The following is a 25,768-nucleotide window of genomic DNA, read 5'->3' on the forward strand; positions in this document are numbered from 1 at the left end:
GCGCCGTTACGGTCCGCGAGGGAGCGCGAAATCACCTTCCATGCTGCAAAGACCGCTATCCTCCGTCAACGCATGCTAGGCGGCGGCATACCTGGCGCCTTTGTTGGATGAGTTCATTCTTTTTGGGAGCGCGTCGGTAGACCAGCTACGTAGAGTGCTAGCTCGACACAATGCGATTGTCTCGATCTAGTAGGACGATGCGGTCTAACTCTTTCGGTCTCTGCTGCATTTAATCAGGCGTACGCAATGACGATTATCTTTCCTCCTGGCATAGCAAGTCGCGCGGCGGCTCCGTTCAGATCCATCCGGCCAGACCCTCGAGGCGCCTCGGCTACATACGTCGCGAACCGGTATAGATCTCGAGGCGTTCGTTGACCAAAAAACCTGCCGCCTCCATCAGGGCGCAGTCAATCGATATCGATCCATCATAGTGCAGGTCAGCCTGCGTCACCAAGGCGCAATGGATTTTGCCTTTCATCAGATTCACTTGCATGCGAGACCTACCCTGCAGCTCCGCTGAGCACGTAAAACCGCTCAAAGCATGACCGAGCCGCTCCATAGCTGTCCTGTAGTTTTTGGTTGTCAGGAGCACATCACTGCTGAAGATTGAGTTCGTATCGGCCACAACACACGAAGCCTGCAATTCATCACTCATGTACTGCCGTCCGGCCGGCAATCACCACAGCCGATCGCCTCAGATAATGCAGCACGGGCGCCTGCTCTTTAACGGGCTGGCAGCGCCCTTCAAACAGGACGTGCCGAGCGGGTAAAAATTGCGCCGCGGACCGCTCCATTGCTACTCTTCATCAAGAACGGAAGCTAAGGTTCACAGGCTCTGTCCGTGTCATTCATCCGCGGCAGACGGATCGATCGTCCGAGCGCCTGCTCGACGAGATCAAACGTATCCAAGAGAACATCCATCTTCATAAGCCTGCCGGAGCTGAATTGTGCGAAATGCGCTACGCGGACCGCAATTGGCCTATCGGACCGCCGCGTAGTCATGCAACAGCTTAATATTGACGCGGCAGAGTCGATACCAAGCACGACCGTCTCTCGATCGAAACGGCTGATTCGAACATCGTTGGAGATCCGGCTAATCACGTCCAGTGCGGCAGCCCGCCCATATCGCGTGCCGAGATACGGAAACATGTCGATAGGACCGTAGAGGGCCCAGCGAACATTTTCGTCCATGAGTACCTTGATATCATCAAAGTACCGATCGTTTATCGCGCGAACCAACGTTCTCGAAAATCGCCAGAAACAATGCTCTGTCACTTTGTCTCTCTAAGTGGGATGGGGTCAATTTATGGTCGATGGTTGAGCGATCTAACCCGCAAACCACAGGTCGATATCGACAGCACCCTAGTCGGCCCAAGCGTCAGGTGATGTTGTACTCGGTAGCCCTGGACCTCTGTACGGCCATCGTCCCTGCGAATCAGGACAGGTATAAATTGATCTGTTCATGGGCACTCATCGAAGCGGTTTAGGCGCGAGGCCGATTGGATGTCTCGGGTAGAATAGAAAAAGCGGCCGCCCCAAAAAGGGGCGGCCAGGACGTCCGCCGCGGGAGGAAGGTAACGACGAACGTATTCGGAAAAATGAAGGTTGGGTTTGGATTGCGAGGGGCCGAACTGCGGCGCTCCCTGGAGGGTCATCGCCGCCAGATAGCAGGCGCTGCAAGCCCTCCAACTTCTTGACATGGTGATAGCGCGACGCGCTTGGATAAAAACGCGGGCGAACCCGCTTCTCCACCGAAGCAATGAGCCGAACGATCGTTTGGCAACCAGCCATGGGGCGCCCCCCATGTCAGCATGTTTACTCGCGCGCACGACGATCGCGAGGCGCCTTGCCTCGGCTCTCTTGGTGCGAACCATCTCAGCTATTCAGCAAATCCAGCACGTATTTGACGGCAAGTTCCGTCGCCGGAATGACGAGCTCATCCGAGGCTCCGAAAGTCGGCGTATGGACGGGTGATTCGTTGGCCGCCGAGCGACTACCGAACCAGAAGTAAATTGAGGGTACGCACGCCGAGTAGAAGCCGAAATCGTCGCTTCCTGTGACCTCTTTGTTGGCGTTGAAGCTATCAGGGCCGGCGGTGTCCTGAACGAGTTGGCGGAAGCGCCTCACCAACTCCGCATCGTTGACCACCGGAGGCTCACCCGTTCGAATGACGCATTCGGCTTGGCCACGGTGCATTGCCGCGACGCCTTCGGCTACTTCCCGCACGCGCTGGCACAGTTGCACCCTACGTTCTGGGCTACGAGTTCTGATCGTCCCCTCCATAACCACGGAAGGGCAAATGATGTTGGTCGCCTCGCCGCCATGGATGGTACCGATTGTGACGACCGCCCCGTCATCAGATGGCATCTCGCGGGAGACCACCTTCTGCACCTCGTTCACGAATGCAGCGGCGATCGCGATCGCGTCGACGCCCTTATGAGGCGCTGCGCCATGGGCCATCTTGCCCGTGATGGTCAATCTAAACTGATCGGCCGATTTGGTTACTGCGCCCTCGCGTGCACCAAACTTGCCAGCCGGAATTTCCGGAGCGACGTGGAAACCGATAGCGTGGTCGAAGCCCTCCAGCAGTTTCTCGTCCTGCACAGTGCGCCCCCCGAGCGGCTCGGCCTCCTCGGCAGGCTGGAAGAACACACGTACCTTACCCGCGAAGTTGCCGCGCATACGATGGAAGGCGAGTGCAGCCCCGAGCGCGATTGAGCCGTGCATGTCATGGCCGCAGGCGTGCATAACACCCTTGATCTGCGACTGATAGGAAAGGTCATCGCGCGCTTCTTGGATCGGAAGTGCATCGATATCACCGCGAACAGCTACGGAGCGCTTCGGGCCAGAAGCCGTGCCCTCAATATCAATATACAGGCCGGTTTTGTGGAAGGTCCTCGTGTGGTTGAGACCGAATTTCTGGAGGAGGCCGCGAATGCGTTCCTGAGTCTTCCATTCGGCATTAGAGAGCTCCGGCTCGCGATGCATCACATGCCGTAATTCGATCACTGCATCGCGCTCGGCATCCGACAACAAGCTGTTGGTGCGCGCCATCATTTATTTCCGCCTCGTACCACGTCTTGGCCCCCGGAATTGGGGGAAAACATAGTGCGCTACCGCGAAGAAAATCGACAGGTTTTAGCTCATACGCGCCTGTTTCAACCGATTTCGAGGATTTCGCGTTGAAATTGCACCCGGACGGCAGCGAATCCGCCCGCCCGCCAAGATCCACCCGTTCGCTGTTCCGCCATACTGTGTGACTTCTAACGCGTCCAGCGTGTTTCGCCAGTCGCCCATCGTTGCGCAAAGCCGATCCTATTCACCGGCCGGGCCGGGTGCGCAGCGATGAGCGAACTGGCGAGCTTTAGCATGTCCGGAACGTCGACTGGTTTGGGATCCGTGTTAGCCGACATCTCCCTTCACTAAGAGCCACAGAGCGTGGACATTCAGCGTAAATGAGCATCACCGTAGCCAAGCCTCGCATGCCACCGCATGACGCGACGGACTACTGCAACAACTCGAACAATCCCGCCGCGCCCATGCCGCCGCCGACGCACATGGTGACGACAGCGTACTTGGCCTTGCGACGGCGGCCCTCGAGCAGCGCGTGGCCGGTGAGGCGCGCGCCCGACATGCCGTAGGGATGGCCGACCGAGATCGCGCCGCCGTTGACGTTGATCTTCTCCGGGGCGATGTCAAGCTTGTCGCGGCAATAGAGCACCTGCACCGCGAAAGCCTCGTTGAGCTCCCAGAGCCCGATGTCGTCGACGGTCAGGCCGTGGCGCTTCAGCAGCCGCGGCACCGCGAACACCGGACCGATGCCCATCTCGTCCGGCTCGCAGCCGGCCGAGACGAAGCCACGGAAGATGCCGAGCGGCTTGAGGCCGCGCTTCGCCGCTTCCTTGTCGCTCATGATCACCGAGGCGCTGGCGCCGTCCGAGAGCTGGCTGGCATTGCCGGCGGTGATGGTGAAGCCGTCACCGCGGACGGGCTTGAGGCCGGCGAGGCCTTCAATCGTGGTCTCGGGACGCGGACCTTCGTCCTGCGACAGCGTGACTTCCTTCATCGACAGCGCGCCGGTGGCCTTGTCGGTGACGGCCATCTGTGTCGTGATCGGCGCAATCTCATCCACGAACTTGCCGCCCTGCTGCGCGGCGGCGTTGGCTCTCAAGCGAATATTCGTCCTGGCGCTCGCGCGAGATGCCGTAACGCTTTGCGACGACCTCGGCCGTGTCGATCATCGGCATGTAGACCTCGCCCTTGATTTTGAGCAACGCCGGATCCTGCGCCTGGAACAGGTTCATCTTGTCGTTCTGCACGAGGCTGATCGACTCGCCGCCGCCTCCGACCGCGATCTCGATGCCGTCGAAGATCACCGAGCGCGCGGCGAGCGCGATCGCCTGCAGGCCGGAGGCGCATTGCCGGTCGATGGTGGTGCCGGCCACGGTCGCGGGCAGGCCGGCGCGGAGCAGGGCCCTACGCGCGATGTTGCCGCCGGTCGTGCCCTGCTGGAGGGCCGTGCCCATCACGACGTCCTCGATCTCCTTCGGATCGACCTTGGCGCGCGCAACCGCCTCGCCGATGGCGTGCCCGAGAAGGGTCGCGCCCCCGGTGGCGTTGAGCGCGCCGCGATAGGCCTTGCCGATCGGCGTGCGGGCGGTGGAAACAATGACGGCGTCGGTCACCTAGCAAACTCCCGTTGCGACGTTCTCGTGTAATGAGGATTGTTTCTGCAGCCGCGAGGCGCGGCGTATCCCTTACCGACGGTAAGTCAAGCTGAAGAGGCATCACTCTTGCCCCAATGGAGACCGAGCGGGTCAAGTGCGGGAAGAATAGCCGCGCATAAGGGCGCTCTCTGCTCTCGCCCCGGCATTCATTTGAACCTCCTGCGCCGCTCGTTTCGTCCATGAGGTAAGCGCGCAATGTACACATTTAGGCTACGAGGTCGGCCATAGAAGCGCATCGGTAGCAGGCACATCAAGGAACCGAAGCCATCATAAGCCGGCAGAGACCTACGACGTCGTAGACGGGCAGCCCCGTGATTCGACGAATTGCTGGCGCAACAATTGGGAACGCAGCGCATTCGAACAGAACAGCCGCAATCTGCGGGTGTGTATTGCGAAGACGCGCAATGCAGCTGGCTACATCTGCCTCGATGGCAGCCACGTCGGTTGGCGGCGCCGGCCGCTTGAGCTCATCATGCCAAAACTTGCCGCCTTCAATGCCACCAATCACAATTCTCGCTCGCTCGTTCGGATCGTCAAGTCCGAGCAGGTCTTCGCCGCAAAAATTGGAGTCGTAGGTTAGAACAGCTAGCTTGGTCAGCGGTGGCATCTGCCGAAGCAAAGCTGGCAGTAACAGCAAGCTAGACATCCCGACAGGCACATTTACCGAAGCCGCCACCGCTGCTTGATGGCGGATTGAGAAACCACATGTCGAGCTGATCGCAACTGCACCTTGCTCCACCATGCGCCGCGCAGCGCTAATGAAAGCGGGCTCGAGCGCAGGATCACCACGCACTACGTTCTCGACCCAAGCGCCCTCTACCGTTTCGTAAACCACAGGAAAGTCGAAGCTCGCTGGATTCAGCATCGAGCCAACAGGTGGGGCCGGCGGCGTCACGCCGGGTGGTACCCCGCGCTCAAGCTTGAGAATACCCAGCGCGTGTGGAGTTTTTCCTATCATGGATCAAAACTACCTCGGTTTCGCCTCAAATTGGCACCTCATAGCTGTCCCTGTAGCAGAACTTCTGCGAAAAATGTGTCCAATGTGAACCTTCCCTGCATCCTCTAAATCCAAGCGACCGTGAATCCTAAGCAGCGGCGCCGAGTGAGAACACCTCACCCCGTCCTCCTTCTGTGACGGACGACTTTGAGTTCGTCGAGGTAGCAACCGCCCTCGAGGTCGGAAATCGAGCCAAATCGGCATAGGGCAATGCGTCTCCTGTTCCGAGTATGCTTCGGGCCGGGCTATTCTTCGCCTCTACTGTAGTCTGCTCCCAGGCGATCAATCGCGAGCACCCTTCGAGTCTTCATGAGCTATTTTCTCGCAGAAGCGCGATCTCTCTCGCTGCCATTGCGTTGTTCGCAATGCGACAAATCGTGTTGAAAGCTAGGCTGCTCGTCTTCTAACCAGCGGCGCGACAATTCCACCCAGTATGTCGATCCCAGCGCGAGGATTTCGTCATTGAAATCGTAACTGGTATTGTGAAGGGCGCAGGGGCCCGGCCCGTGGCCCTCCTCGCGGTGCTCGCCATCTCCAGCGCCCAACAATGCGAATGCGCCCGGGCGCGCCTGTAGCATGTACGCGAAATCCTCGGAGCCCATTGTCGGTACAACGTCTGCGTCAACTTTTGCCTCATCGACAATCGATTTCATTACGTCCGCGGCGAAGTGTGTTTCGGCCGACGTATTCACGGTGGGCGGGAAGCGTTTTACTACCAGCTCGGCCCTGCACTCGTGCGCCGCGGAGATGTTTCGGACGATCGTATTCATTCTGGATTCAATTAGATCCAGTGTCTTCTCGTTGAATGCCCTTAACGTGCCCGCAAGTGTCGTCGTATCTGGGACTATGTTTCTGGCCTCGCCCCCATTGAATTGCGTGACAGAGAGTACTGCCGCATCCATTGGATTTTTATTGCGGCTGATGATGCCCTGGAGGGCCGTGACGATCTGTGAACCCGTCAAGATGGGATCATTTCCATCGTGCGGAAACGCGGCGTGCGCGCCGACCCCAATAATCCGAATGTCAAAATTGGTGCATCCCGCTAAAATGGGACCGGGCCTAACGGCGAAACTGTTTACGGGCAGGCCCGGCCAATTATGCAAACCGAAGACGGCGTCGACCGGAAACCGCCTAAAGATACCCTCGTCCACCATCACCTTCGCGCCGGACCCATTTTCCTCTGCCGGAGAGAAGATGAATACGATCGTGCCATCGAACTCTCTCGTGCGTGCCAAATAGCGGGCAGCGCCCAACAACATCGCCATGTGCCCGTCATGGCCGCAGGCATGCATCTTTCCGGGATACTGCGACCTGTGTGCGAACGTGTTGAGTTCCTGCATAGGTAGGGCATCCATATCCGCGCGCAATCCAATCGAGCGCTTCCCCTCCCCGACCCGCAGCACACCAACCACTCCCGTGCGACCAAGGCCACGGTGCACCTCGATGCCATATCCCTTCAATGTCTTGGCAACGAGTTCCGAGGTTTCGGTCTCCTCAAAAGCGAGCTCTGGATGAGCATGGAACCAGCGGCGCAATACCTTGATCTCTTCTGCCGCGGCTTTGATCTCTCGTATGGTTTTCATTTTGAGGCTCCGGTGGAAGAGATCTACGCTTGCCGTCTAAGCAGCGGTGTTTTTCGTCTATGCTGTTCAACCTGGAGCGAGCGCGGCGCGGAAGAAGCTGGGCGGAACTGCACGTCAGCGAAGTCGCTGCCAAGTGTAGCGAACGCCAAATGACTGATTTGTGCGATAAACGTATGCCGGCGCTCTAATCCAGCTTCAAGGCACACGTCTTAGGTGGATTTCTACCCGTCTGTGGTCGACGACGAGATCGGATGACGCGGTACACCGAAGCCGCAGGTCAACGGCCTTTGCTGGCCCTGCCAAACCAATCTGGCTACAAAATCGTTCTGTTTTCTACCATGTGATTGTATTCGGCGATCGCTGCACTTTCGCTCTGAACAGCGAACGCGGCGTCGTTACCTCTCGTCTGCGGTAACTCAGAACTTCTCTCCCAGCAGTCCCCAATCCGCGAGCATAGCGCCACCACCAGAAACGGACGTCTCCGGCTTCGGGCCGCTACTTGGCGAAGAGACAGGAGCTTTCAGAGCACCTTTCCAGGATTCATGATTCCGAGCGGGTCGAGCATCGCCTTAACCTGTCTCATCAGTTCGATGGCCACCTGATCCTTAACGTCGGGCAGTTCGGCGCGCTTCAGCACGCCGATGCCATGCTCGGCCGAGATCGAGCCGCCCATCCGGAGCACGATCTCGAACACGACAGCGCTGACGTCGCGCCAGCGGGCAAGAAAGTCGACTGCATTGGCCCCGATCGGCTGGCTGACATTGTAATGCAGATTGCCGTCGCCGAGATGGCCGAACGGCACCGGCCGCGCGCCCGGGATCAGCTTCACCACGGCGGCGTTCGCCTCCTCGATGAACGCCGGCACCGCTGCGACGGGCACCGAGATGTCGTGCTTGATCGAGCCGCCCTCGGGCTTCTGCGCCGCCGACATCTCCTCGCGCAGCTTCCAGAAATTGTTGCGCTGGGTTAGACTGGCCGCTATCACGGCATCGTCGACGATCTCCTCTTCCATGGCACGACCGAGGATCGTCTCCAGCGGAGTGCGGGCATCGTCACTCGGAGAAGACAATTCCATCAGCACGTGCCAGGGATGCTTCTGGCTAAGCGGATCCCGCACGTCGATGCCGTGGCGAACCGAAAAGTCCACCGCCATCTCCGACAGCAGCTCAAAACTCGTCAGCGCATTGGCAGCTTCGCCCTGCGCGATCGTGAGCAGCTTCAAGGCAGCGTCGGGCGACTTCAGTCCGACATAGGCGGTCTCGACCGCCCGCGGCTTCGGAAACACCCTCAAGGTCGCCGCCGTGATGATGCCGAGCGTGCCTTCGGCGCCGATGAAGAGATTGTGCAGATTGTAGCCGGTGTTGTCCTTCTTCAGCTTCGACAGCAGCTTGAGCACGCGCCCGTCGGCGAGCACGACCTCGAGCCCCAGCGCCATCTCGCGCGCGACGCCATAGGCGAGCGCGGCGGTGCCGCCGGCATTGGTCGAGAGATTGCCGCCGATGGTGCAGCTGCCTTCCGCGCCGAGCGAGAGCGGAAACAGCCGGTCCACCTCAGCCGCCTTCGCTTGCGCGATCTGCAGCACCACGCCGGCCTCGCAGGTCATGGTGTTGGAGGCGGTGTCGACTTCGCGGATCTTGTCCAGGCGGCGCAGCGACACCACGACCTCGCCGCTATGCGGCGTCTGCCCGCCGACCAGCCCGGTATTGCCGCCCTGCGGCACCAGCGCGATTTTATGTTCTGAGGCGAGCTTGCAGATCGCGGACACTTCCGCCGTAGAGCCCGGACGCAGCACCAGCGGCGAGCGGCCGTGGTACAGGTTGCGGTCCTCCGTGATGTAGGGCTCGATATCGGCAGGATCGGTGATCGCGTATTTGGCGCCGACGATGGCACAGAATTTCTCGCTCACCTCTGGTAGGAGCGGCGCTGCGGGAGACCTGCTGATGGTCACGGTTATTACCTTCGAAGTTACAGTCGGTAGCGAACTGACGCAAATGCGACCTTGCGAAATGCTTGATTTAGCTCGCAAGGTACCCGCCTGCGCCACTGCACCGATAAAGTGGAGTACCGCGTTTAGGCTTGGCTTTCCCCCCGGGCAGTCTGACGACGCCTCAATGTTGGTGGAACGTTGCCCGCCTCGCCTCATCAGCATCGGGCTCCCATACATAGTCCGTGAAATTCTGGGCGAATTCGACACGGCCGACCAGCAGCCAGTCGATTGGACCGCTTGCCTTCGCCCAGCCTCCTTAGTAGCCGCGCCCCAAGTCCACGGCGTTCCTCATCGGCTCGTTCTTCAGGAAGTGGCCAATATTGTCGCCAAAGATGGAGAACACCCGCTCCGTATAATTGGTTGGGCTTCCTGCCACGTGAGGCGTCGCAATCACGTTGGGCATGTCCCAAAGGGGGCTATCCTGGGGCAGCGGCTCCTGCTCGAAGACGTCGAGCATTGCTCCAGCGATTGCTCGCGTCTGAAGAGCCTTGATCAGTTCCGCCTCCGCAACGACGTTGCCTCTGGCGATATTAATGAGAAAGGCATCACGCCGCATGAGAGCGAGCTCCGCTACGCCGATGAGACCAACCGTGTCTGCGGTCGCCGGCACGGCGAGAACCACAAAGTCGCATAGCGGGAGCAAGTCTGCGAGAGCATCGGAAGAGAACAGGTGGTCGACCCCCTCCACCGGCGCGGATATATCTCGTTTCGAACCTACAACCGTCATCCCAGCGCTTTTGGCCCGGCGCGCGATAGTCGCTCCGATAGAGCCGAGGCCGATCACTCCGAGCGTCTTCTCGGCCAGCGGAGCCACATAGCGCGGCTTCCACTTTCGCTCGGCCTGCTCTTGTAAGAACCTCCGGAAATCCCAATGCAGCATCGTTACGCCGGCCATCACAAAGTCCGTGATGATGTCACCGTGGATTCCGCGCGCATTGGTGACTGCAATATGACTCGCTCGATCGCGGATGGGCAACATGGAGTCAACACCGGCGTTGGTGCACTGAAACCAGCGCAATTTCTTTGCTCTGTCGAACAGCTCTACAGGGAAGCGAGACGCAAGCAGCGCATCTGCCTCACCTATGTACCGCTCAAGCCGTTCGGGATCGGGCGCGCTGATGGCACGAACTTGCGGGAAACGCTCGCCGATGAGCCGTGCGTAGGTTTCAGCGGCGGGATGGTTGAGGACGACAGTAAATGCTAGACCTTTATCGGTCATATTGATCTCCGAAGTCGGATAGTGCGCACGGTCGCTAATGCATCCTGCACGAATTGCGACGCAACAAATCATTTAGCCAGGGTCGCGAAGCGACCTCGAGGAGCTATTCCTTCAAAACGCTTGCGTCGTTCGCGGCCCAGGTGGCAACGCAGGCATCGCCGATCCCGGGCAGTGTCTTTGCTGAAACATTGAGGACCTTCGACGTCAGCTGCAATCCATAGTCCGAACGGAATTCGAGGATCGTCGCATCACCAACGAATGTCATATCGACGATGCGGCCCTGAACTCCACCTGCGCTCCCGGCGGTTTGGTCGAAGCGCAAATGTTCGGGTCGCACACAAAGCGTCGCGTCCATATCAGCCTCAGGCCGAGGCGCGGCAGCGAGGTTCTCACCGCCAGGCCCATAAAGGACACCGGACTCCACCTTGACGGGGATGAGATTCACCTCACCCACAAAACTGGCCACAAACAAATCGGCTGGCCTGCGATAGATGTCCTGTGGTGCGGAAATCTGCCGTATTCGTCCCTCATGCATGACCGCTATCCGATCGGACATGGCAAGCGCCTCATCCTGATCATGGGTAACGTAGATCATTGTCTTGCCGACTTCCTTGTGCAAGGTCTTGATCTCATTCCTGAGATGCTGACGCAACTTTCTGTCCAACGCACCGAGGGGCTCGTCGAGAAGCAGGACGGGCGGCTCAAAGACCATTGCTCTGGCGATCGCCACTCTCTGCTGTTGGCCGCCAGACATTTGGTGTGGGTATCGCGAGGCCAAGGCGCTTAGGTGCACCTGGTCAAGCACGCGGTGCACACGGGTTTCGATCTCCGCCTTGGGCACGCGTCGCATACGAAGCGGATATGCGATATTCTCGGCGACCGTCATATGCGGGAAGAGCGCATAGTTCTGGAAGATCACACCGAGTTCGCGGCGGTGGGGCGGCAGTCGCGTGATGTCCTTGTCATCCAACAAGATCTGGCCGCTATCCGGCATCTCGAAGCCAGCGATCATCATCAAAGTCGTCGTCTTTCCCGATCCGCTCGGGCCCAGCAACGAGATGAACTCTCCAGGCGATATCGAAAGGCTGACACTATCAACGGCTGTTGCCCGGCCGTACCGCTTGTGGAGGCTATGCAGCACGATGCCTCCAGTCTTCACATCACTGCTGGTCAAGCCGGCTTTCATCAGCATTTGGGCTCCAAGGGCTCTATGCGCTGTTAACGCGCTCTCGTAGTTTCAGACGCTCTTTCTGCGCCGCAGCAGAGCGCTGACAACGATGACAGTGGCGGCCAACAATACCTGCAGCGTGGCCACCGCCGAAATGGTGGGGTCGATGCCCTGGGAGATGCTTTGCCACATAAGCATAGGCAGGGTGGTTATCACACCGATGCCCAGGAACAGCACGTACACGACATCGTCGAAAGAGTGCAGAAAAGCAAAAAATGCAGCCACGATGAAGGCCGGCGTAATCAGTGGAATGATGATCGTCCGGAATGTGGCCGTGGGCCCTGCGCCGAGGCTGCGAGCGGCCCGCTCGTAGGCGGGGTTGAGGTCACGAAGATTAGCGACAATAAGGACCACTACGTAGGGGATCGAGTAGACTGCTTCGCCAAGCGCTAGCCCAAACTCGGTGCCCTGAAGTCCTACCCGAGCGAGCAGGAAATAGGTGGCAATCGCCACCACGATCGTCGGCAGGATGATGGGGGAGAGCACGAGAGCAACCATTGCTCCACGACCTGGTATGCGGCCGCGCGCGAGACCGAAGGCAAGTGTCGCGCCCAGGACAATTGCCATGGAGGTGGCCATCAGCGCCACGCGTATGCTCGTAGATGTCGCATTTATCCATCCAGCATCCGAGATAAACGCTTGATAATTGTGGAACGAATAACCTGGCGCAGGGAACTCAAAGAACGCAGACGAGCTGAACGAGAGATATACAACGACCAAGATCGGCAAGAGAAGAAGGGCTCCCAGCAGGGTCGAAACGATGGATATGCCATAGCCTCCCAGCGAGGGCAGCCAGCCGTCGAGAATATTTGCCGCGGAGCCAATATGCATCAGCCACTGCTTTTGCATACGTGGATTGGAAACCATATCTCGACCGTTCTTGTCGTCGGGCAATCCCAACAGCTGATTCACTGGAAAGAAACGGGATCCAATCCACAGCGTTGCCAGCACCGAGACGAGAAGTACGATTGATAGCGCGGATCCGGAGGCCCAGTTAAGATGGTCAACCACCTCGCTATAGATCTGCATTGTGATTGTGAAATCTGACAAGCTGCCGAGCAATGCCGGCGTGATGTAAAAGCCAAGGCAGTTGACAAACACGAGCAGCACTGCGGCCATCACGCCTGGCATGCTGAGCGGCAGGAAGACCGTCAGGAATGCCGCAATCGGGCTCGCACCATTAGCTCTCGCGGCACGCAGCAGCTTTTGATCAATGCCCGACATGACAGTGTACATAGGAAGGATCATGAGTGGCATGACTATTTGGGTCATGCCAATGATGACGCTTGCGCGGTTGTAGAGCATTGAAATCGGTTGGGAGATGATGCCTGACTTGAGCAGGAGATCATTGATAATCCCCCCGCGCCCGAGGAGAACGATCCATGCGAAAGTGCGAACCAACACGCTGGTGAAGTACGGCAACACAACTGCGATGAGAAGGAATGTGCGCAAGCTCGATGATTTGCGCGTCGTCAACGAGTAGGCGATTGGGTAGCCAAGCACTAGGGCCAGCGCGGTGGCTGATATGCTTATCTGTAACGTGGTGCGCAATACAGCCAGGTGGACCGGGTCGCCGCCGATTCTTACAAAGCGCGCGAGCGTCCAATTGGGCATTCCGAGCGAAAGCATCAGCAGCCCGGCGAGTGGCACGAGAAAGAGCAACGCAAGGAAGATGCCACCCGGCAGCAAGAGCCAAGCCCATGGCGTGGGCCGGGCCGAGTGCGAAACTGCCGAGGACTCTGGCGCGACGTTGCTTGTTGGCATAGTCACTGGACGCGCCATGCCAGCCACCGGTCTCCGATGTGCTCGAGATTGGTTTTGCCGTCGGGACGCTTGGCCGCAAGCCAAGCAGAATCCTCGTGGATCACCTTGGAGGAGTTTTCCGGATTGATGCTGAGCAATGGAACCTGATCAGAAGGCAGATGGTCGAGTTGATTTATGTTCGGGCCGGGATACCCTGTTCCGGTGGTGAAGCCGGCGGCAACTGCGGCTCGGTTGACGAACGCAATCAACTTCTGCGCGTTTTCGCTGTTCGGCCCGCCTTTCAGAACTGTCCAATACGTGTAGTTCACGTATGCCCCATCCCAAATCATCTCGATAGGCGCCCCCTGACGAATCGCGCTGATCGCGCGGCCGTCGAAACAACTCGACATTGCGATCTCTCGGTTGAGGAGCAATTGGGGCGCTTCGCTGCCCGCAGTCCACCATTTGGTGATGTGCGGCCTGATTTCATCGAACTTCTTAAGTGCCCTATCGATCTTGTCGTCAGTCAGCGGCCAAATATCGGATTTCGGGACCCCATCAGCCAGCAACGCGAACACGATGTTGTTTTTTGCATTTGCCGGCAACTGAGTAAGACCGCGGGGGCCAGAAAACGCCTTGACGTTCCAGAAATCACTCCAGCTTTTTGGGCCTCTGTTTCCGAGTGCCCGCTTATCGTAGGCCAACGTCATCGCCGATGCGATGACCGGGACTGCGCTTTTAAGACGAACCGACTGTTCTGTCCCCCTGATGGACTCAGGGTCCCAAAGACTATAGTTGATCGGGAGAAACATACCGGCTTCGTCCATCGATGGAAGGATTGATGCCTGTATGAAGGCGGTATCCCAATCGACACGTCCAGCCTGGTTCATCGCCTTGACCTGAGGCTCGGCAACATCGGCAACGACGTCGACGACCTTGATCCCGGTTGCTTCGGTGAAGGGCTCGTAGACGTATTTTCGAATGCCCTTCGTAAACAGACCGCCCCACGAGAACGCGATGACTTGGCCGCTACCGGCCAGCTTGTCCTGAGCAAAGGCAACTGGCGATCGCGCGAGCGCAGGAACGGCCATTGCGGCGGTGGCAGCACGAAGCATGCTCCGACGGCTGAAGCCGGAGGGTGGATGTTTGAATAAGTCGCTCATAGCTTTCCCCTTCCTGATTCCGCTTCGAGATTATCGCTACGAGAGAATAGATTCTTCGGAAGCGAACCTAATCCTTCGGCCCAAAATGGTCTCCGACAACGCTTGCACAGACCGAGGCGAATGGACCGCTCGTGCGCAAGTCGCAAATCGAGCGGGGAGCCGGGGTTTGAAAGACGAGCAAGCGCCGCACTTGCCGCCTCCTGAATGCCACCTCCCAAGCCTGTCGATGCTTGCAAGCATTTGCCGAAGCCCTCCTCAGAATAGAGGACCATCGGTATGAAAAGCTGCGATAAAATGGCCAAGCTCGCAGAAATTACGCGAAATTCAGTACTGAGGCCTCTTTTTCCTGCGCGAATTGTCCACCTGAAGCAATGATCCTGCCCCGCCTGCATCCGCCGGCGGATGCCTTTGGCGAACAGATTCGGTGAAACGTACGCGACCTGCTCACCTTGCAAACAAAGGGGGCCTGAGCCGCAAAACATACCGATAGGCCCAACATATCGGCAACAGCCGGATTGCAGGGTGTTGCCGATCAGTGACCGAGAAGAAGCGAATCTTTATGCGTCACATCTTTTCGTTGCGACAGCGGACCCGCATTAAACGCGAGCTTCTGCTTCAACCAACCGAATACGCAATCGTCGGATGCCACGAAGTTTTCGATGCCCCCACCAGAGCTTTCGATCATCCGTGGCATGGCCAGATCCAGGCCAATGCGCTCTTCGATACACTCGGTCTGCAGTTTTATCGCCTCCGACACGCTAACGACGCCCCGCCCGCCCGTGACCACTAGAGCTGGGCATCTCAACCGCCGCATCAATTGCGTGCGATGCACCGTGCCCCTTCCCTGCTCCGGTGGGTCTGCAACTCTAGTCATCCAGAGGACAGACGCTTGCATGCGAGTCCAATTCCACAGGCCGCCATCGCAAACCGCCGCAACGAGCCGGCGGTCAGCGGCAGCGAAGTCAGTTGCCAACGCAGCCGACATTCCTTCTCCATAGACGCCGATCCGAGCCACGTCCACGTCAGGACGAGCAGAGAGGAAGTCCAAGCAGGACGACAGCAAAGCTTGCGAAATTCCCCTTGCGGGATTTGAGACGTCGCGGTGAGAAACGACGAGGAGCGACATGCCCCGATCGACCACTGCGGGCAGAAGCCTTGCAAGCAAGGTGGCTTGCGACTCGTCTTCCATGCTAATGCAAATGACTGCGGGTGCGGGCAGATTATGATCACCCACAGGGACAAAATAGGCTAAAAATTCGGTGTCGTCGCAGCTCGCAATCTTTACCCGATCGACTTTCGCCAAGGCCACTTCAAGGTATCGAACTGCGGCTTCAATCTTGGCTGTTACTTCCCCGCATTGAGGATCGTTCTCATCAAGCAGTCGCCTAGCCACTTCAAAAGCAGTTAACGCACAAAGTCGTGCCTCCGCAGCCTGGTTGCTGTCGCCGTTGCTTGCTTCCAAATCGCCCACCAAACATTGTTCATCCCCGATTTTTGTCCACTTGGTGATCCAATTCTGGAGCGTTGTAGGTCGCCGGCCTTCCTCCCCAGTTAAATTGTCAAGAAACGCTGCGGCGTATCGTCTTAATGACGAGAGATCGCCCCCCCTGTGGCTGCAAGCAGCGTACTCCATGCAATGGTCCCCTCGGCGCTGGTCCTCGCATTTGCGCGAGGCTCGTCAGCTATTTTATTGCCAAATGGAGAGGCCAGGAGCTGCAGCGACTGCAGTTGCAGCGACTGCATTGGCTGAGAAGTCCACTTTGGCTTCTGCTCATCCCCATTCTTCAAAAATATTATGGGACGACTAAAGTCGAAGTTCCTCAATGTAGCTGGTTGCAGATTCGAAATTCTGCGCTCGGTGGCGAGAATCTGCATGTTTTCATACGGCGCTTTTGCCGTGCGAATGCGCGCAAACTTTGCGAGCCTACCAAAAATGCGGTCGCGAGAGCGGGACGTCTCGTCTTAAGCGAGAACTGCGCGGGTCCCTTCAGCAAAACAACGCCAGTGGTCCATGCGCAAGGCCATGTGGGCGCTGGCCGACCTGCCCTGCTCAAATAATGAGCAGAGCAGGTGGGGGCGGGCCACATGGGCATATTTTAGTAAGTGCCGGCTGGTTTACTTCGCGAGCTCATCCATGACTTGCTTGGTGGCCTTGTAAGCCAGATCAACGATCTCATCGATTTCAGCTTCGGATACGACGAGAGGCGGAGCAAATCCAAGGATGTCACCGTGCGGCATAGCTCGTGTAATGAGTCCCCGGTCGCGAGCAGCCTTGGAGATTCGAGCTCCGACCTTGAGTTCTGGATCAAATCGGCGCTTCGCCTGACGGTCGGCGACAAACTCCACGGCACCGAGCAAGCCCACGCCTCGAACTTCGCCTACCATCTCCAGCTGTGCAAATTTTTCTTTCAGCCGCTTCTGGAAGTGCGCACCGACGGTCTTGGCACGATCGCTGAGACGCTCCTGCTCGACGATGTCTAGGACCGCATTGGCGGCAGCCGCCCCGATCGGATGGCCGGAATAGGTGTAGCCGTGAGAGAATGCTCCCACCCTGTCCGCCGCCTCCTCCATGACGGTATATACTTTCTGGCCAACAATGGCAGCCGAAAGCGGGACGTAGCCGGACGTCAGACCTTTTGCGACCGTAACCAGATCCGGTTCCATATCGTAAAGGGTACTGCCGAAATCAGCGCCGGTTCGACCGAAACCGCAAATGACCTCATCTGCGATCAGAAGAACATCGTAGCGCCTAAGGACCACCTGAATTTCGCGCCAGTAGCCGGAGGGCGGAGGCGTGATTCCGCCTGTGCCCAGCACGGGCTCGGCAATAAACGCTCCGATTGTTTCTGGTCCTTCCTTAACGATCAGCTCTTCAAGCTCCGCCGCCCGCCGACGAGAAAATGCTTCTTCCGGCTCACCGGGCTCTGCTCCCCAGTAGTGGTGCGGGGTGCCGGTGTGCACAATACCCGGAAAGGGAAGATCCATATGATCGTGGTAAAATGACATCCCGGTCATTGAGCCCGAAATGACTGAGCACCCGTGATAGCCGCGCTCGCGCGAGATGATCTTTTTCTTCTTAGGCTGGCCACGTAGGTTATTGTAGTACCAGACAAGCTTCGCCTGCGTTTCGTTGGCATCCGATCCCGACAGACCGTAGAAGACCTTGCTGGGCTTACCGGGGGCCATCCGTACGAGACGGTGGGACAACGTGGCGAGCTCCTCGGTCGTGTGCGCCGCGTACGTGTGGTAGTAGGCCAACTGGTAAGCCTGTCGCGCAATGGCTTCAGCCACTTCGGTCCGGCCGTATCCGACGTTTACGCAGTAAAGTCCTGCAAAGGCATCGATATAGCTGTGTCCCTGCGCATCTTCGATGCGAATACCTTTTCCTCCAGTGACAATCGTCGGATCACCGCTCTTACCGCTGGCGAAGGCCTTGAGGTCGGTGAAAGGATGCAGAACAGTCGCGCGATCTTGTTCAGCGATAGTCTTTATGTCGAGCATTCTTTTTCTCCTAAGCCGCCAAGTCGCCGAAGCACACGTACTTCAGTTCCATGTATTCCGATAAACCGTGCCGAGAGCCTTCGCGACCAAGCCCTGATTGCTTCCATCCACCAAACGGAATGGGCGGACCTGTAAAGGAAGCAGTATTGATGCCGAGCATGCCGCACTCGATTTTCTCAGAAAGCCGGAGCGCTCGACGTAGATTGTCCGTGTAAACGTAACCGGCCAATCCCATTTCGCTCGCGTTAGCTCGAGTGATGACCTCTTCTTCAGAATCGAAGGGCAACACTGCAGCGACCGGCCCAAAGGTCTCTTCACGCGCGATGAGCATGTCGTCCGTGACTTGACTGAGCAGAGTCGGAACAACGAAGTTCGGGCCAAGCCTTTCATCGTTCCTGACGCTGACGACTTGCGCGCCCCGTTCGACAGCGTTCGTGATCTGCGCCCTGCACTTCTCGGCCACTGAAAGCTTCGTCATTGGCCCGATATCGGTAGCAGAATGCAAACCGTGCCCGACCTTGAGCCTAGCCATCGCCGCGCTCAACGCTTTAACAAACGTGTCGTGGATGCCCCTTTGTACGTAAATGCGATTTGCCGCCAGACAGTCCTGCCCTGATGTTGCAAACTTTGCTTCCATCACTCCGTTAACGGCCTTATCGAGGTCTACGTCATCAAAGATCAGGAAGGGAGCATGCCCTCCCAGTTCGAGCGAAACCTTCTTCACGGTCTGGGCCGAGCCCTCCAGAAGCAAACGGCCAACCTGGGTAGATCCCGTGAACGAGAGAGCTCGTATTCTGGTGTCGCGCAACAGAAGCTTAGATAGCTCGATGGGCTCACCCACCAGCGCCTGAAACACGCCGGCAGGAACGCCAGCCTCCTCAGCCAACCTGGCCAGGGCCAGCGCCGATAGTGGTGTCTCGGGCGCAGGCTTCACGATCATCGGGCAGCCTGCCGCAAGAGCCGCTCCCGCTTTTCGCGTGATCATTGCGACCGGGAAATTCCATGGCGTTACGGCTGCTGCGATGCCGACGGGCTGCATCCGCACCTGAAGTAAACTGTTAGCCTTGTGGCTGGGAATTGTCTCTCCATACGCGCGCTCGCCTTCTGCTGCGAACCACTCGAGAAAACCAGCACCATACTCGATCTCGTAGCGCGCTTCCGCCAGCGGCTTGCCCTGTTCGCTCGTCACCAAGCTAGCAAGATCTTCTGAATGGTCGCGCATCAATGATGCCCACGCCCTGAGGATAGCTCCCCGCCTTGCGGGCAATAAGCTTCGCCAAGCCTGAAAAGCACGATCAGCCGCCTCTATTGCAAGCGCCATATCGTTGGCACCGCAACGAGCAACATCCGCGATAGTCTCTCCCGTAGCGGGATCCACCACGACGTCTCTTTGGCGACCCGCAACCCAACGACCATCGATGAGCGCGGCGCCTGCAACAAAGTCGCGCCGACGCAGCGTCCGAAGGCAAGTTGCAGCAACCCCGACCATCTCCGGATGAACGGTCCGGGCAACTTGAAAGGCCATTTGCAAAGTCCTGCACGGTCGCTTGTTGAAATCCACCAGGCATTCAGGATACTAGTGTCGGCAAACGATTTGCGTCGCATTTTGCCGCGGCCCGTTTGGTTTTCTGCATCACCGTGGCATTTTGCGAAGAATTCCTCTTGGAGCCTCAATATGCAATATGACCGGACAGACGCGCGCATCCTTGAGATCGTACAGAAGAATAACCGTCTAACCTCCGAGGTGATCGGTGAAATGGCCGGGCTTTCTGCGACGGCGTGTCAACGACGATTGAAGAGACTTCGCTCCGAGGGGATTATCGAAGCCGATGTGTCGATAGTTTCCGCTAAGGCGGTGGGAAGGCCGATTCAAATGCTGGTGTTAGTGACCTTAGAACGCGAGCGCTCAGACATCATTGACAGGTTTAAGAAGGCCATCAAAGCGTCCGCCGAAGTCGTCAATGGATTCTATGTCACGGGCGACGCTGATTTTGTCCTATACCTTACTGCACGCACCATGGAAGATTATGAGCAGTTCACCCGACGATTCTTCTATGAGAACTCGGATATAAAAGGGTTTAAGACGTTGGTTGTGATGGACCGAGTGAAGGCTGGCTTTGCAATTCCAATCGAGATTCCAGACGAGGAGTGATGGGCGTCTTTCGTCGGCGAGTTAGCCACTGGTGTTTTCTTCTGACGGACAGCACGTACAATTCCGCCTTTTGCTGCCGAATGCCCGGTTGCTGTTGTGATCGGTCTCGCGACGTGGCCACCGTGATTAGGTAGCCTGCGAATGCATTTTTCCAAGTCATGCCGCCGGTCGCTTTGCTGAGGCTCTGCTGAAGGATACCCCTTAGTCGACGGCAACTATATGATGCTCGATTTGGCGATCGAGATGGCGGATCGCGACATCACGGTCAGCATGACTAGGCCGGGCAATCCCTTCTATAAGGCCAAGGCCGAAAGCCTTATGAAGAAGCTCGAGGCCGAGCAGGTCTCAACGGCAAAGCCTACACTGACCCGGGCGACGCTCGCCGCGACATCAACTGGCTCTATTGGAGTAATCTACAATGGAGAGCGCCTGCACTCGGCACTCGGATACCAGTCGCTCTTGAGTTTGAAGCTGCGTTCGCAGAACAAGGTGCGCTAACGCATCGTGACGCCCCCCACTGTCGCTGAAATTCGTGCCCTTACTTCAGGGGTGCAGTCCGATATCGCGACGAAAACGGATCGGCGGACTTTGATTCTAATGGTCGGCGCTCTGCGAATTGTCCATTGGCGCGCTTTTTCATCGTTCAATCGCACATTATGCACCAAAACGCGCTTTTCTCATGTTTACCATGGGCCGGTTGATGACGCCACTACGAGCCAGTGCAGAAGGCCATACCGAAGAGGGCTGGATGACGCGCCAACCTCGGCTGCATATTCCGTATAGGCCAAACACATGGTGGGCGTTTTGGTCACTAAGCTATCTACACGGACGGGTTCTACTCAGTCGGCTCGAGTTATCGCGCTCAATCCAGGAAACGGCTTACGAACGAATCACACAGGTTTTGATTTGAACTATCTGCAAAGCAGACGCTCTCGGAGAGTCTTGAGACAGCTACAAGCGGCCAAGCTATGAGTCATAGCCATCGGGTGCGGAACAGTGCCTGCAAGGCAGAACCCGATATGACGGATAAGCCTAAGACGTTCAACGCCGACGGCATCACCGCGCCGTTCCGATATACCATCTTCCGTCGTATCTGGCTCGCAAGCCTCCTGTCTAACCTGGGCGCTTTGATTCGGGGCGTAGGCGCAGCCTGGGCGATGACGCAGATGACATCAGCCGCCGACATGGTTGCACTTGTGCAGACCGCGCTGCTGCTGCCGGTGATGCTGATCTCGATTCCAGCGGGCGCGATAGCCGACATGTATGACCGGCGCAGCGTGATCCTTTTTTCCCTTGGTATCTCACTGACAGGCGCGAGCGCACTGACAGCGCTCGCTTGGCTCAATCAGATCACGCCAAACCTCTTGCTGGCGCTGTGCTTTGTGGTCGGTAGCGGTGTAGCGCTACTGGATCCCGCTTGGCAATCCTCCGTACGGGAGCAGGTGCCCTCGGACGCTTTGCCGGCGGCAGTAGCGCTAAACGGCATCAGCTACAACCTCGCGCGAAGCGTCGGGCCAGCGCTTGGTGGGATTGTCGTCACAGCCGCCGGCGCAATGGCTGCGTTTGCCGCTAACGCGCTGCTTTATCTGCCATTGATGCTTGCTCTCCTTCTATGGAAGCGCGCCCCGGAGCCGTCGCGCTTGCCCCCGGAAAGCCTCCACCGCGCAATCGTGTCAGGCGTACGCTACATCATGCATGCGCCATCCATCAAAATTGTGTTGGCCCGCTCTATGGCGATGGGCATGTTCGGCGGCGCGATCATCGCTCTCATGCCGCTCGTAGCGCGCGACCTCCTGCGTGGAGGCGCGGAAACTTATGGCATCATCCTCAGCGCCTTTGGCCTGGGTGCCGTAATTGGTGCGTTGAATGTCACAAAGGTCCGCAAGTGTATAGCTGGGGAGGCTGCGATCCGCGCCTGCGCCTTATCCATGGGCGGTGCTCTCGTGGCGATAGCTATGAGTCGAGAGCAGGTTTTGACGGCCGCCGCGCTGATCTTGGGGGGAGCCGGGTGGATGATAGCGTGGACGCTGTTTAGCATTGGCGTGCAGTTGTCAGCGCCACGCTGGGTTTCGGGGCGCGCGCTTGCGGCATATCAGGCGGTCAGTTCCGGTGGCATTGCCATGGGTAGCTGGGCCTGGGGCCAGGTAACTGACGCCGCCAGCGTCGATGTGGCGCTCCTCTTGGCGGCTTCCATGCTGCTCGTCTCGCCACTGCTCGGGTTTTGGCTGCCCATGCCGCGTGTCATCGCAGGAGGTGAAGAACCTGAGATGCTCGAGGATCCCAAGGTGCGGCTAGCTCTTACCAACCGCAGCGGGCCGCTTGTCGTCGAAATCGAGTATCGGGTCTCCCAAGAGAACGCACGTGCATTCCACACCTTGATGCAGGATGTCCAACTCTTCAGGCAACGCAACGGAGCCTATGGTTGGTCGATTTCCCGAGACATTTCGGATCCAGAACTATGGACCGAGCGTTATCACTGCCCAACTTGGCTTGACTATTTGCGACAGCGTAACCGCGCGACCAAATCGGAGCGCGCGCTGGACGAGCAGGCAACGGCCTTCCATATCGGCCTGGAGCCCGTGCGGATCCGACGCATGCTCGAGCGCCCGTTCGGATCGGTGCGCTGGAAAGAAGACGCGCCTGATTGCCCTGCGGATCGGGACCTGCGCTTCAAATGAGAGTACTGCGCGCGAAACCTGTCGAACGACCCAGTCGGTGCGAACAAGATCCTTTTCCATGCAATGGCTCGAGCCAAGGCGTTCAGTTCAAACCCTCTTGAGAAGACAGGACCTCTCGCGAGCCGGCGAGGCTCGCCGAGGCGAGCGTGAACTGCCCGATCCGGACGTAACCCGCGCCGCTAATGCTGACCAACTTCCTCGGCAGGACAGCACCGCTGAGTGGCGGCGTCCCGATCAAGTCACACAGCCATCATAAGGATGTGGAGCACAAATGTGATTCGGCTGCAATATTGGCTCGCAATCTTGGTGCAACTCCCTTCATTCTGCGCCGATTAGCCGCGCTTGGAGTAGGTCGATTTCCCCGCGGCCAGTGGGACGGGACGCGCCTCGGTCTTGGATCGCCAGGAAATTCGGCGATGAACTCGCGGGGTCTCGACCAGAGTTGCCATCCGCTGCGGGCCGTGACTCCGCCTTGACGAGCAAGTCCCATCCGATTGTCATGAGGCGAGCGATGTTTCTGGCCATTGGAATCCTCTGAAGAAGCTCCAGTTCTTCCTTCCTGCGGTGACAGCCCCTAGCTCACGTTCGGCGGGCTTCGACGCAAAAAGGCCACCATCATCAAGGAAGCGGGTAAATGCATCCCAAAGTCGGTCTCGCGCCTCAGTCCTCCTCGGCGCGCCGCGATCTGCCGAGCATCAACGCCCATTGGTCCTCACCACACTAGGTAGGTATAGATCCATTGTTGATGCTGTACTTTAGACAACGAAGATCGCGCTCAATCAAACGCACTGAGAAGGGCGGACGAGGTGCCCAATGGAAACGACAGACAATCCGACGGACTGCAGAGCACATGTGTTGAAGTTCATCGAAGAAACTCGCGTCCTTAGCGAGAGTGAACTGCAAGTCAACAACATCACGCCTTATCATGTCACAAAGTTTTATCGCGAACAAATAATCCGAAGCGGTTACTACGATCAGCTGAAGCACATTGTCGAGCCCTCAATCAAGGAGTTCGAGAGCGTAGGCACCTTGGATACGAGCGGCGAGCACGACAACACCGTCGTGCCGGGACTCCAGCATAAGTACGCCCAGACCGGTTTATTGCTGGTGACCGAACGCTGCGGCTCATATTGCCGTTACTGTTTCCGCAAGCGCATCGTGGGCAGGGTTTCGGATGAAATCGCGACGGACTTCGCTCAGGCCGCGAAATATATTGCGCGCCATCCTGAGATGACGAACGTACTCCTTTCTGGGGGTGACCCGTTCGTGCTCAGCACCGCCAATCTGGGCAAGATCGTTGACCACCTGCTACCGATAAATCATTTGAAATCGATCAGATTTGGCACAAAAATGCTGGCCTATCAGCCGAGGCGGTTTGACGATTCCGCTATACTGGCGCTCTTCAAGCGCATCCACAAAGCGGGTAAAACCCCAATCATCGTCAGCCATTTCGATCACGTAGGTGAGATCTCATACGACGCGGAGCACAAAGTTCGCGCTTTACGGGCACAGGGCGTGCAATTCCTTAACCAGTCCGTGCTTCTCGCCAAAGTCAACGATGATCCCGAGATATTGGCCGCTACCTTCGCCAAATGCCACGAAATCGGAGTGCGACCTTACTACTTATTTCAAGCTAGGCCTGTGAAGGGTGCGTCGCACTTCCAAGTTGCACTGCGGCGTGGACTAGAAATTGTACGCGGCATCAACCAGCGTCTGAGCGGGATCGAGAAGACATTCAAATACATCATGTCCCACTACACAGGAAAAATAGAGATATTGGACTTAGGACAGGATGGCCGCGTGTATATGCGATACCACCAAAACAAGGCTCCCGAGAAGATCGGTAAGATCTTTTCCCGACCGCACGTCGCGACAGCCTGCTGGTTCGATGATCTGCCCGAACAATGAGATCTCCCGCACAGTATCGGCCAACGATACTCGGAGCGGTGCGGTGCCCCCGCCGCCCAAAAAGCGCATTCAAGGTGAGCGGCCGGCGGCGCGCCCTGGTCTCAGTGGTAGAGAGGCTCGGATGCCCGCCCGAGTGTCTCGCCGGACTGAACCTAAGGACCTGTAGAGCTCCCCTGTTCCTGGACTAACGGGACAAAAGGCCTATGCGCTTGGCGCAGGCATGGGCTCAGATTCGTTGAAGGAGGAGGAGCTACAATTTGTCAGGAGGGCGCTTGCATCTTTACGCCATTTATAGGTGATCCCGACGTTTGCTGCCGTCCGCGCTCGGGGCGCAGGCCTCGAAGTCATCGTTGATCTCAATCGAGTCATGGTCGTTGACGGCGAACGCGCGCATGACGTTTCAACAATGACCGTCCGGCGAACGTCTCCGGGGGACGGCAAGATCGCCACAATCGTTTCGTCGACCTTCGCGAGGAATGACAGCGGCTTTGGGGCGCGATCGGACGGGTTTGCCCTAACCGCACTAACTGCTGGCCAAGCAGCAGCCTGGAGAAACACGACCGGATAGCACTGGGTTTCTGATCGCGCGCATGGAGCAGTTGAATTTCTTAGCAACATTCGGGGCTGAAGAGCCTCCGCCGTGGCGTCGGCGCTGCCACGCCGCTTGGACCGATCAGAATCTATGTCAGCGAGCACATGCCGCATTTCTCCATTCGTTCCGTGGCGACCTCGGCTAGCCGACAAGACCGGTCACTGCTGCGACAAGCCGCGCGTGTGAGCGCCGCATTTGTCATCATAGCAATGTCAATCGCACAGCACCTGTGGCCTACCCAGAATCGCCTTCAAGTCCTGGCGCCGACATCCAAGATCGAGTCCGACTGT

Annotated in this window: 16 protein-coding genes and 4 pseudogenes; 4 read left to right on the forward strand and 16 right to left on the reverse strand. The window is 57.9% G+C overall.

Annotated elements, in window-relative coordinates; all coding sequences use genetic code 11:
* Window positions 1-157: 157 nt before the first annotated feature.
* The 15 genes and pseudogenes from GGD66_RS11830 to GGD66_RS11900 form a co-directional block, all read right to left on the reverse strand.
* Window positions 158-493, reverse strand: a pseudogene (locus GGD66_RS11830) (aspartate 1-decarboxylase).
* A gap of 51 nt (window positions 494-544) precedes the next feature.
* Window positions 545-676: pseudogene (locus GGD66_RS11835) on the reverse strand (biotin synthase); the annotation flags it as partial.
* Between the two features lie 143 nt (window positions 677-819).
* Entirely contained in the window at window positions 820-1,275 is a 456-nt protein-coding gene (locus tag GGD66_RS11840) for a nuclear transport factor 2 family protein (RefSeq protein WP_183257829.1), read from the reverse strand.
* Between the two features lie 600 nt (window positions 1,276-1,875).
* The gene (locus tag GGD66_RS11845; protein WP_183257830.1) at window positions 1,876-3,057 is read right to left on the reverse strand and encodes a M20 family metallopeptidase; all 1,182 of its coding nucleotides are present in this window, start codon (window positions 3,055-3,057) and stop codon (window positions 1,876-1,878) included.
* A gap of 448 nt (window positions 3,058-3,505) precedes the next feature.
* Window positions 3,506-4,685: pseudogene (locus tag GGD66_RS11850) on the reverse strand (acetyl-CoA C-acyltransferase).
* A 292-nt stretch (window positions 4,686-4,977) separates the two neighbouring features.
* Window positions 4,978-5,685, reverse strand: coding sequence for a hypothetical protein (locus GGD66_RS11855; protein ID WP_183257831.1), 708 nt, complete (start codon window positions 5,683-5,685; stop codon window positions 4,978-4,980).
* A gap of 353 nt (window positions 5,686-6,038) precedes the next feature.
* A complete protein-coding gene (locus GGD66_RS11860; protein ID WP_183257832.1) occupies window positions 6,039-7,307 on the reverse strand; it encodes a M20 aminoacylase family protein in 1,269 nt (422 codons plus the stop codon).
* 520 nt (window positions 7,308-7,827) lie between these two features.
* Entirely contained in the window at window positions 7,828-9,255 is a 1,428-nt protein-coding gene (locus tag GGD66_RS11865; protein ID WP_183257833.1) for an FAD-binding oxidoreductase, read from the reverse strand.
* A gap of 295 nt (window positions 9,256-9,550) precedes the next feature.
* Window positions 9,551-10,513, reverse strand: a complete 963-nt coding sequence (locus GGD66_RS11870) for a D-2-hydroxyacid dehydrogenase (RefSeq protein WP_183257834.1) — start codon at window positions 10,511-10,513, stop codon at window positions 9,551-9,553.
* A gap of 103 nt (window positions 10,514-10,616) precedes the next feature.
* On the reverse strand, window positions 10,617-11,705 hold the full coding sequence (locus GGD66_RS11875) for an ABC transporter ATP-binding protein (RefSeq protein ID WP_246788846.1): 1,089 nt from the start codon (window positions 11,703-11,705) through the stop codon (window positions 10,617-10,619).
* A gap of 45 nt (window positions 11,706-11,750) precedes the next feature.
* Entirely contained in the window at window positions 11,751-13,430 is a 1,680-nt protein-coding gene (locus GGD66_RS11880) for an ABC transporter permease subunit (protein ID WP_183257835.1), read from the reverse strand.
* A 77-nt stretch (window positions 13,431-13,507) separates the two neighbouring features.
* On the reverse strand, window positions 13,508-14,647 hold the full coding sequence (locus GGD66_RS11885) for an ABC transporter substrate-binding protein (protein ID WP_183257836.1): 1,140 nt from the start codon (window positions 14,645-14,647) through the stop codon (window positions 13,508-13,510).
* 532 nt (window positions 14,648-15,179) lie between these two features.
* Window positions 15,180-16,280: a S9 family peptidase gene (locus tag GGD66_RS11890; RefSeq protein WP_183257837.1), complete on the reverse strand. Its 1,101-nt coding sequence runs from the start codon at window positions 16,278-16,280 to the stop codon at window positions 15,180-15,182.
* Between the two features lie 482 nt (window positions 16,281-16,762).
* Window positions 16,763-18,148 carry an aminotransferase gene (locus GGD66_RS11895; RefSeq protein WP_183257838.1) on the reverse strand — a complete coding sequence of 462 codons (1,386 nt, stop codon included), beginning with the start codon at window positions 18,146-18,148 and terminating at the stop codon, window positions 16,763-16,765.
* 10 nt (window positions 18,149-18,158) lie between these two features.
* On the reverse strand, window positions 18,159-19,637 hold the full coding sequence (locus GGD66_RS11900; protein ID WP_183258063.1) for an NAD-dependent succinate-semialdehyde dehydrogenase: 1,479 nt from the start codon (window positions 19,635-19,637) through the stop codon (window positions 18,159-18,161).
* Between the two features lie 186 nt (window positions 19,638-19,823).
* On the opposite strand from GGD66_RS11900, the gene GGD66_RS11905 reads away from it, so the two are divergent.
* From GGD66_RS11905 to GGD66_RS11915, 3 genes are all read left to right on the forward strand, one after another.
* Complete coding sequence (locus tag GGD66_RS11905) at window positions 19,824-20,300, forward strand: Lrp/AsnC family transcriptional regulator (protein ID WP_183257839.1); 477 nt, start codon at window positions 19,824-19,826, stop codon at window positions 20,298-20,300.
* 219 nt (window positions 20,301-20,519) lie between these two features.
* Window positions 20,520-20,798, forward strand: coding sequence for an integrase core domain-containing protein (locus GGD66_RS11910; protein WP_183257840.1), 279 nt, complete (start codon window positions 20,520-20,522; stop codon window positions 20,796-20,798).
* A 521-nt stretch (window positions 20,799-21,319) separates the two neighbouring features.
* Entirely contained in the window at window positions 21,320-22,978 is a 1,659-nt protein-coding gene (locus GGD66_RS11915) for an MFS transporter (RefSeq protein WP_183257841.1), read from the forward strand.
* A 497-nt stretch (window positions 22,979-23,475) separates the two neighbouring features.
* Here the strand turns inward: GGD66_RS11915 and GGD66_RS41395 are convergent.
* Window positions 23,476-23,616 (reverse strand): annotated as a pseudogene (locus GGD66_RS41395) (hypothetical protein); the annotation flags it as partial.
* 175 nt (window positions 23,617-23,791) lie between these two features.
* Between GGD66_RS41395 and GGD66_RS11925 the strand changes: the two are divergent.
* The gene (locus tag GGD66_RS11925; RefSeq protein ID WP_183257842.1) at window positions 23,792-24,886 is read left to right on the forward strand and encodes a KamA family radical SAM protein; all 1,095 of its coding nucleotides are present in this window, start codon (window positions 23,792-23,794) and stop codon (window positions 24,884-24,886) included.
* The last annotated feature ends 882 nt before the right edge of the window (window positions 24,887-25,768 follow it).

This window comes from Bradyrhizobium sp. CIR48 (genome assembly GCF_014198315.1).
GTDB lineage: Bacteria > Pseudomonadota > Alphaproteobacteria > Rhizobiales > Xanthobacteraceae > Bradyrhizobium.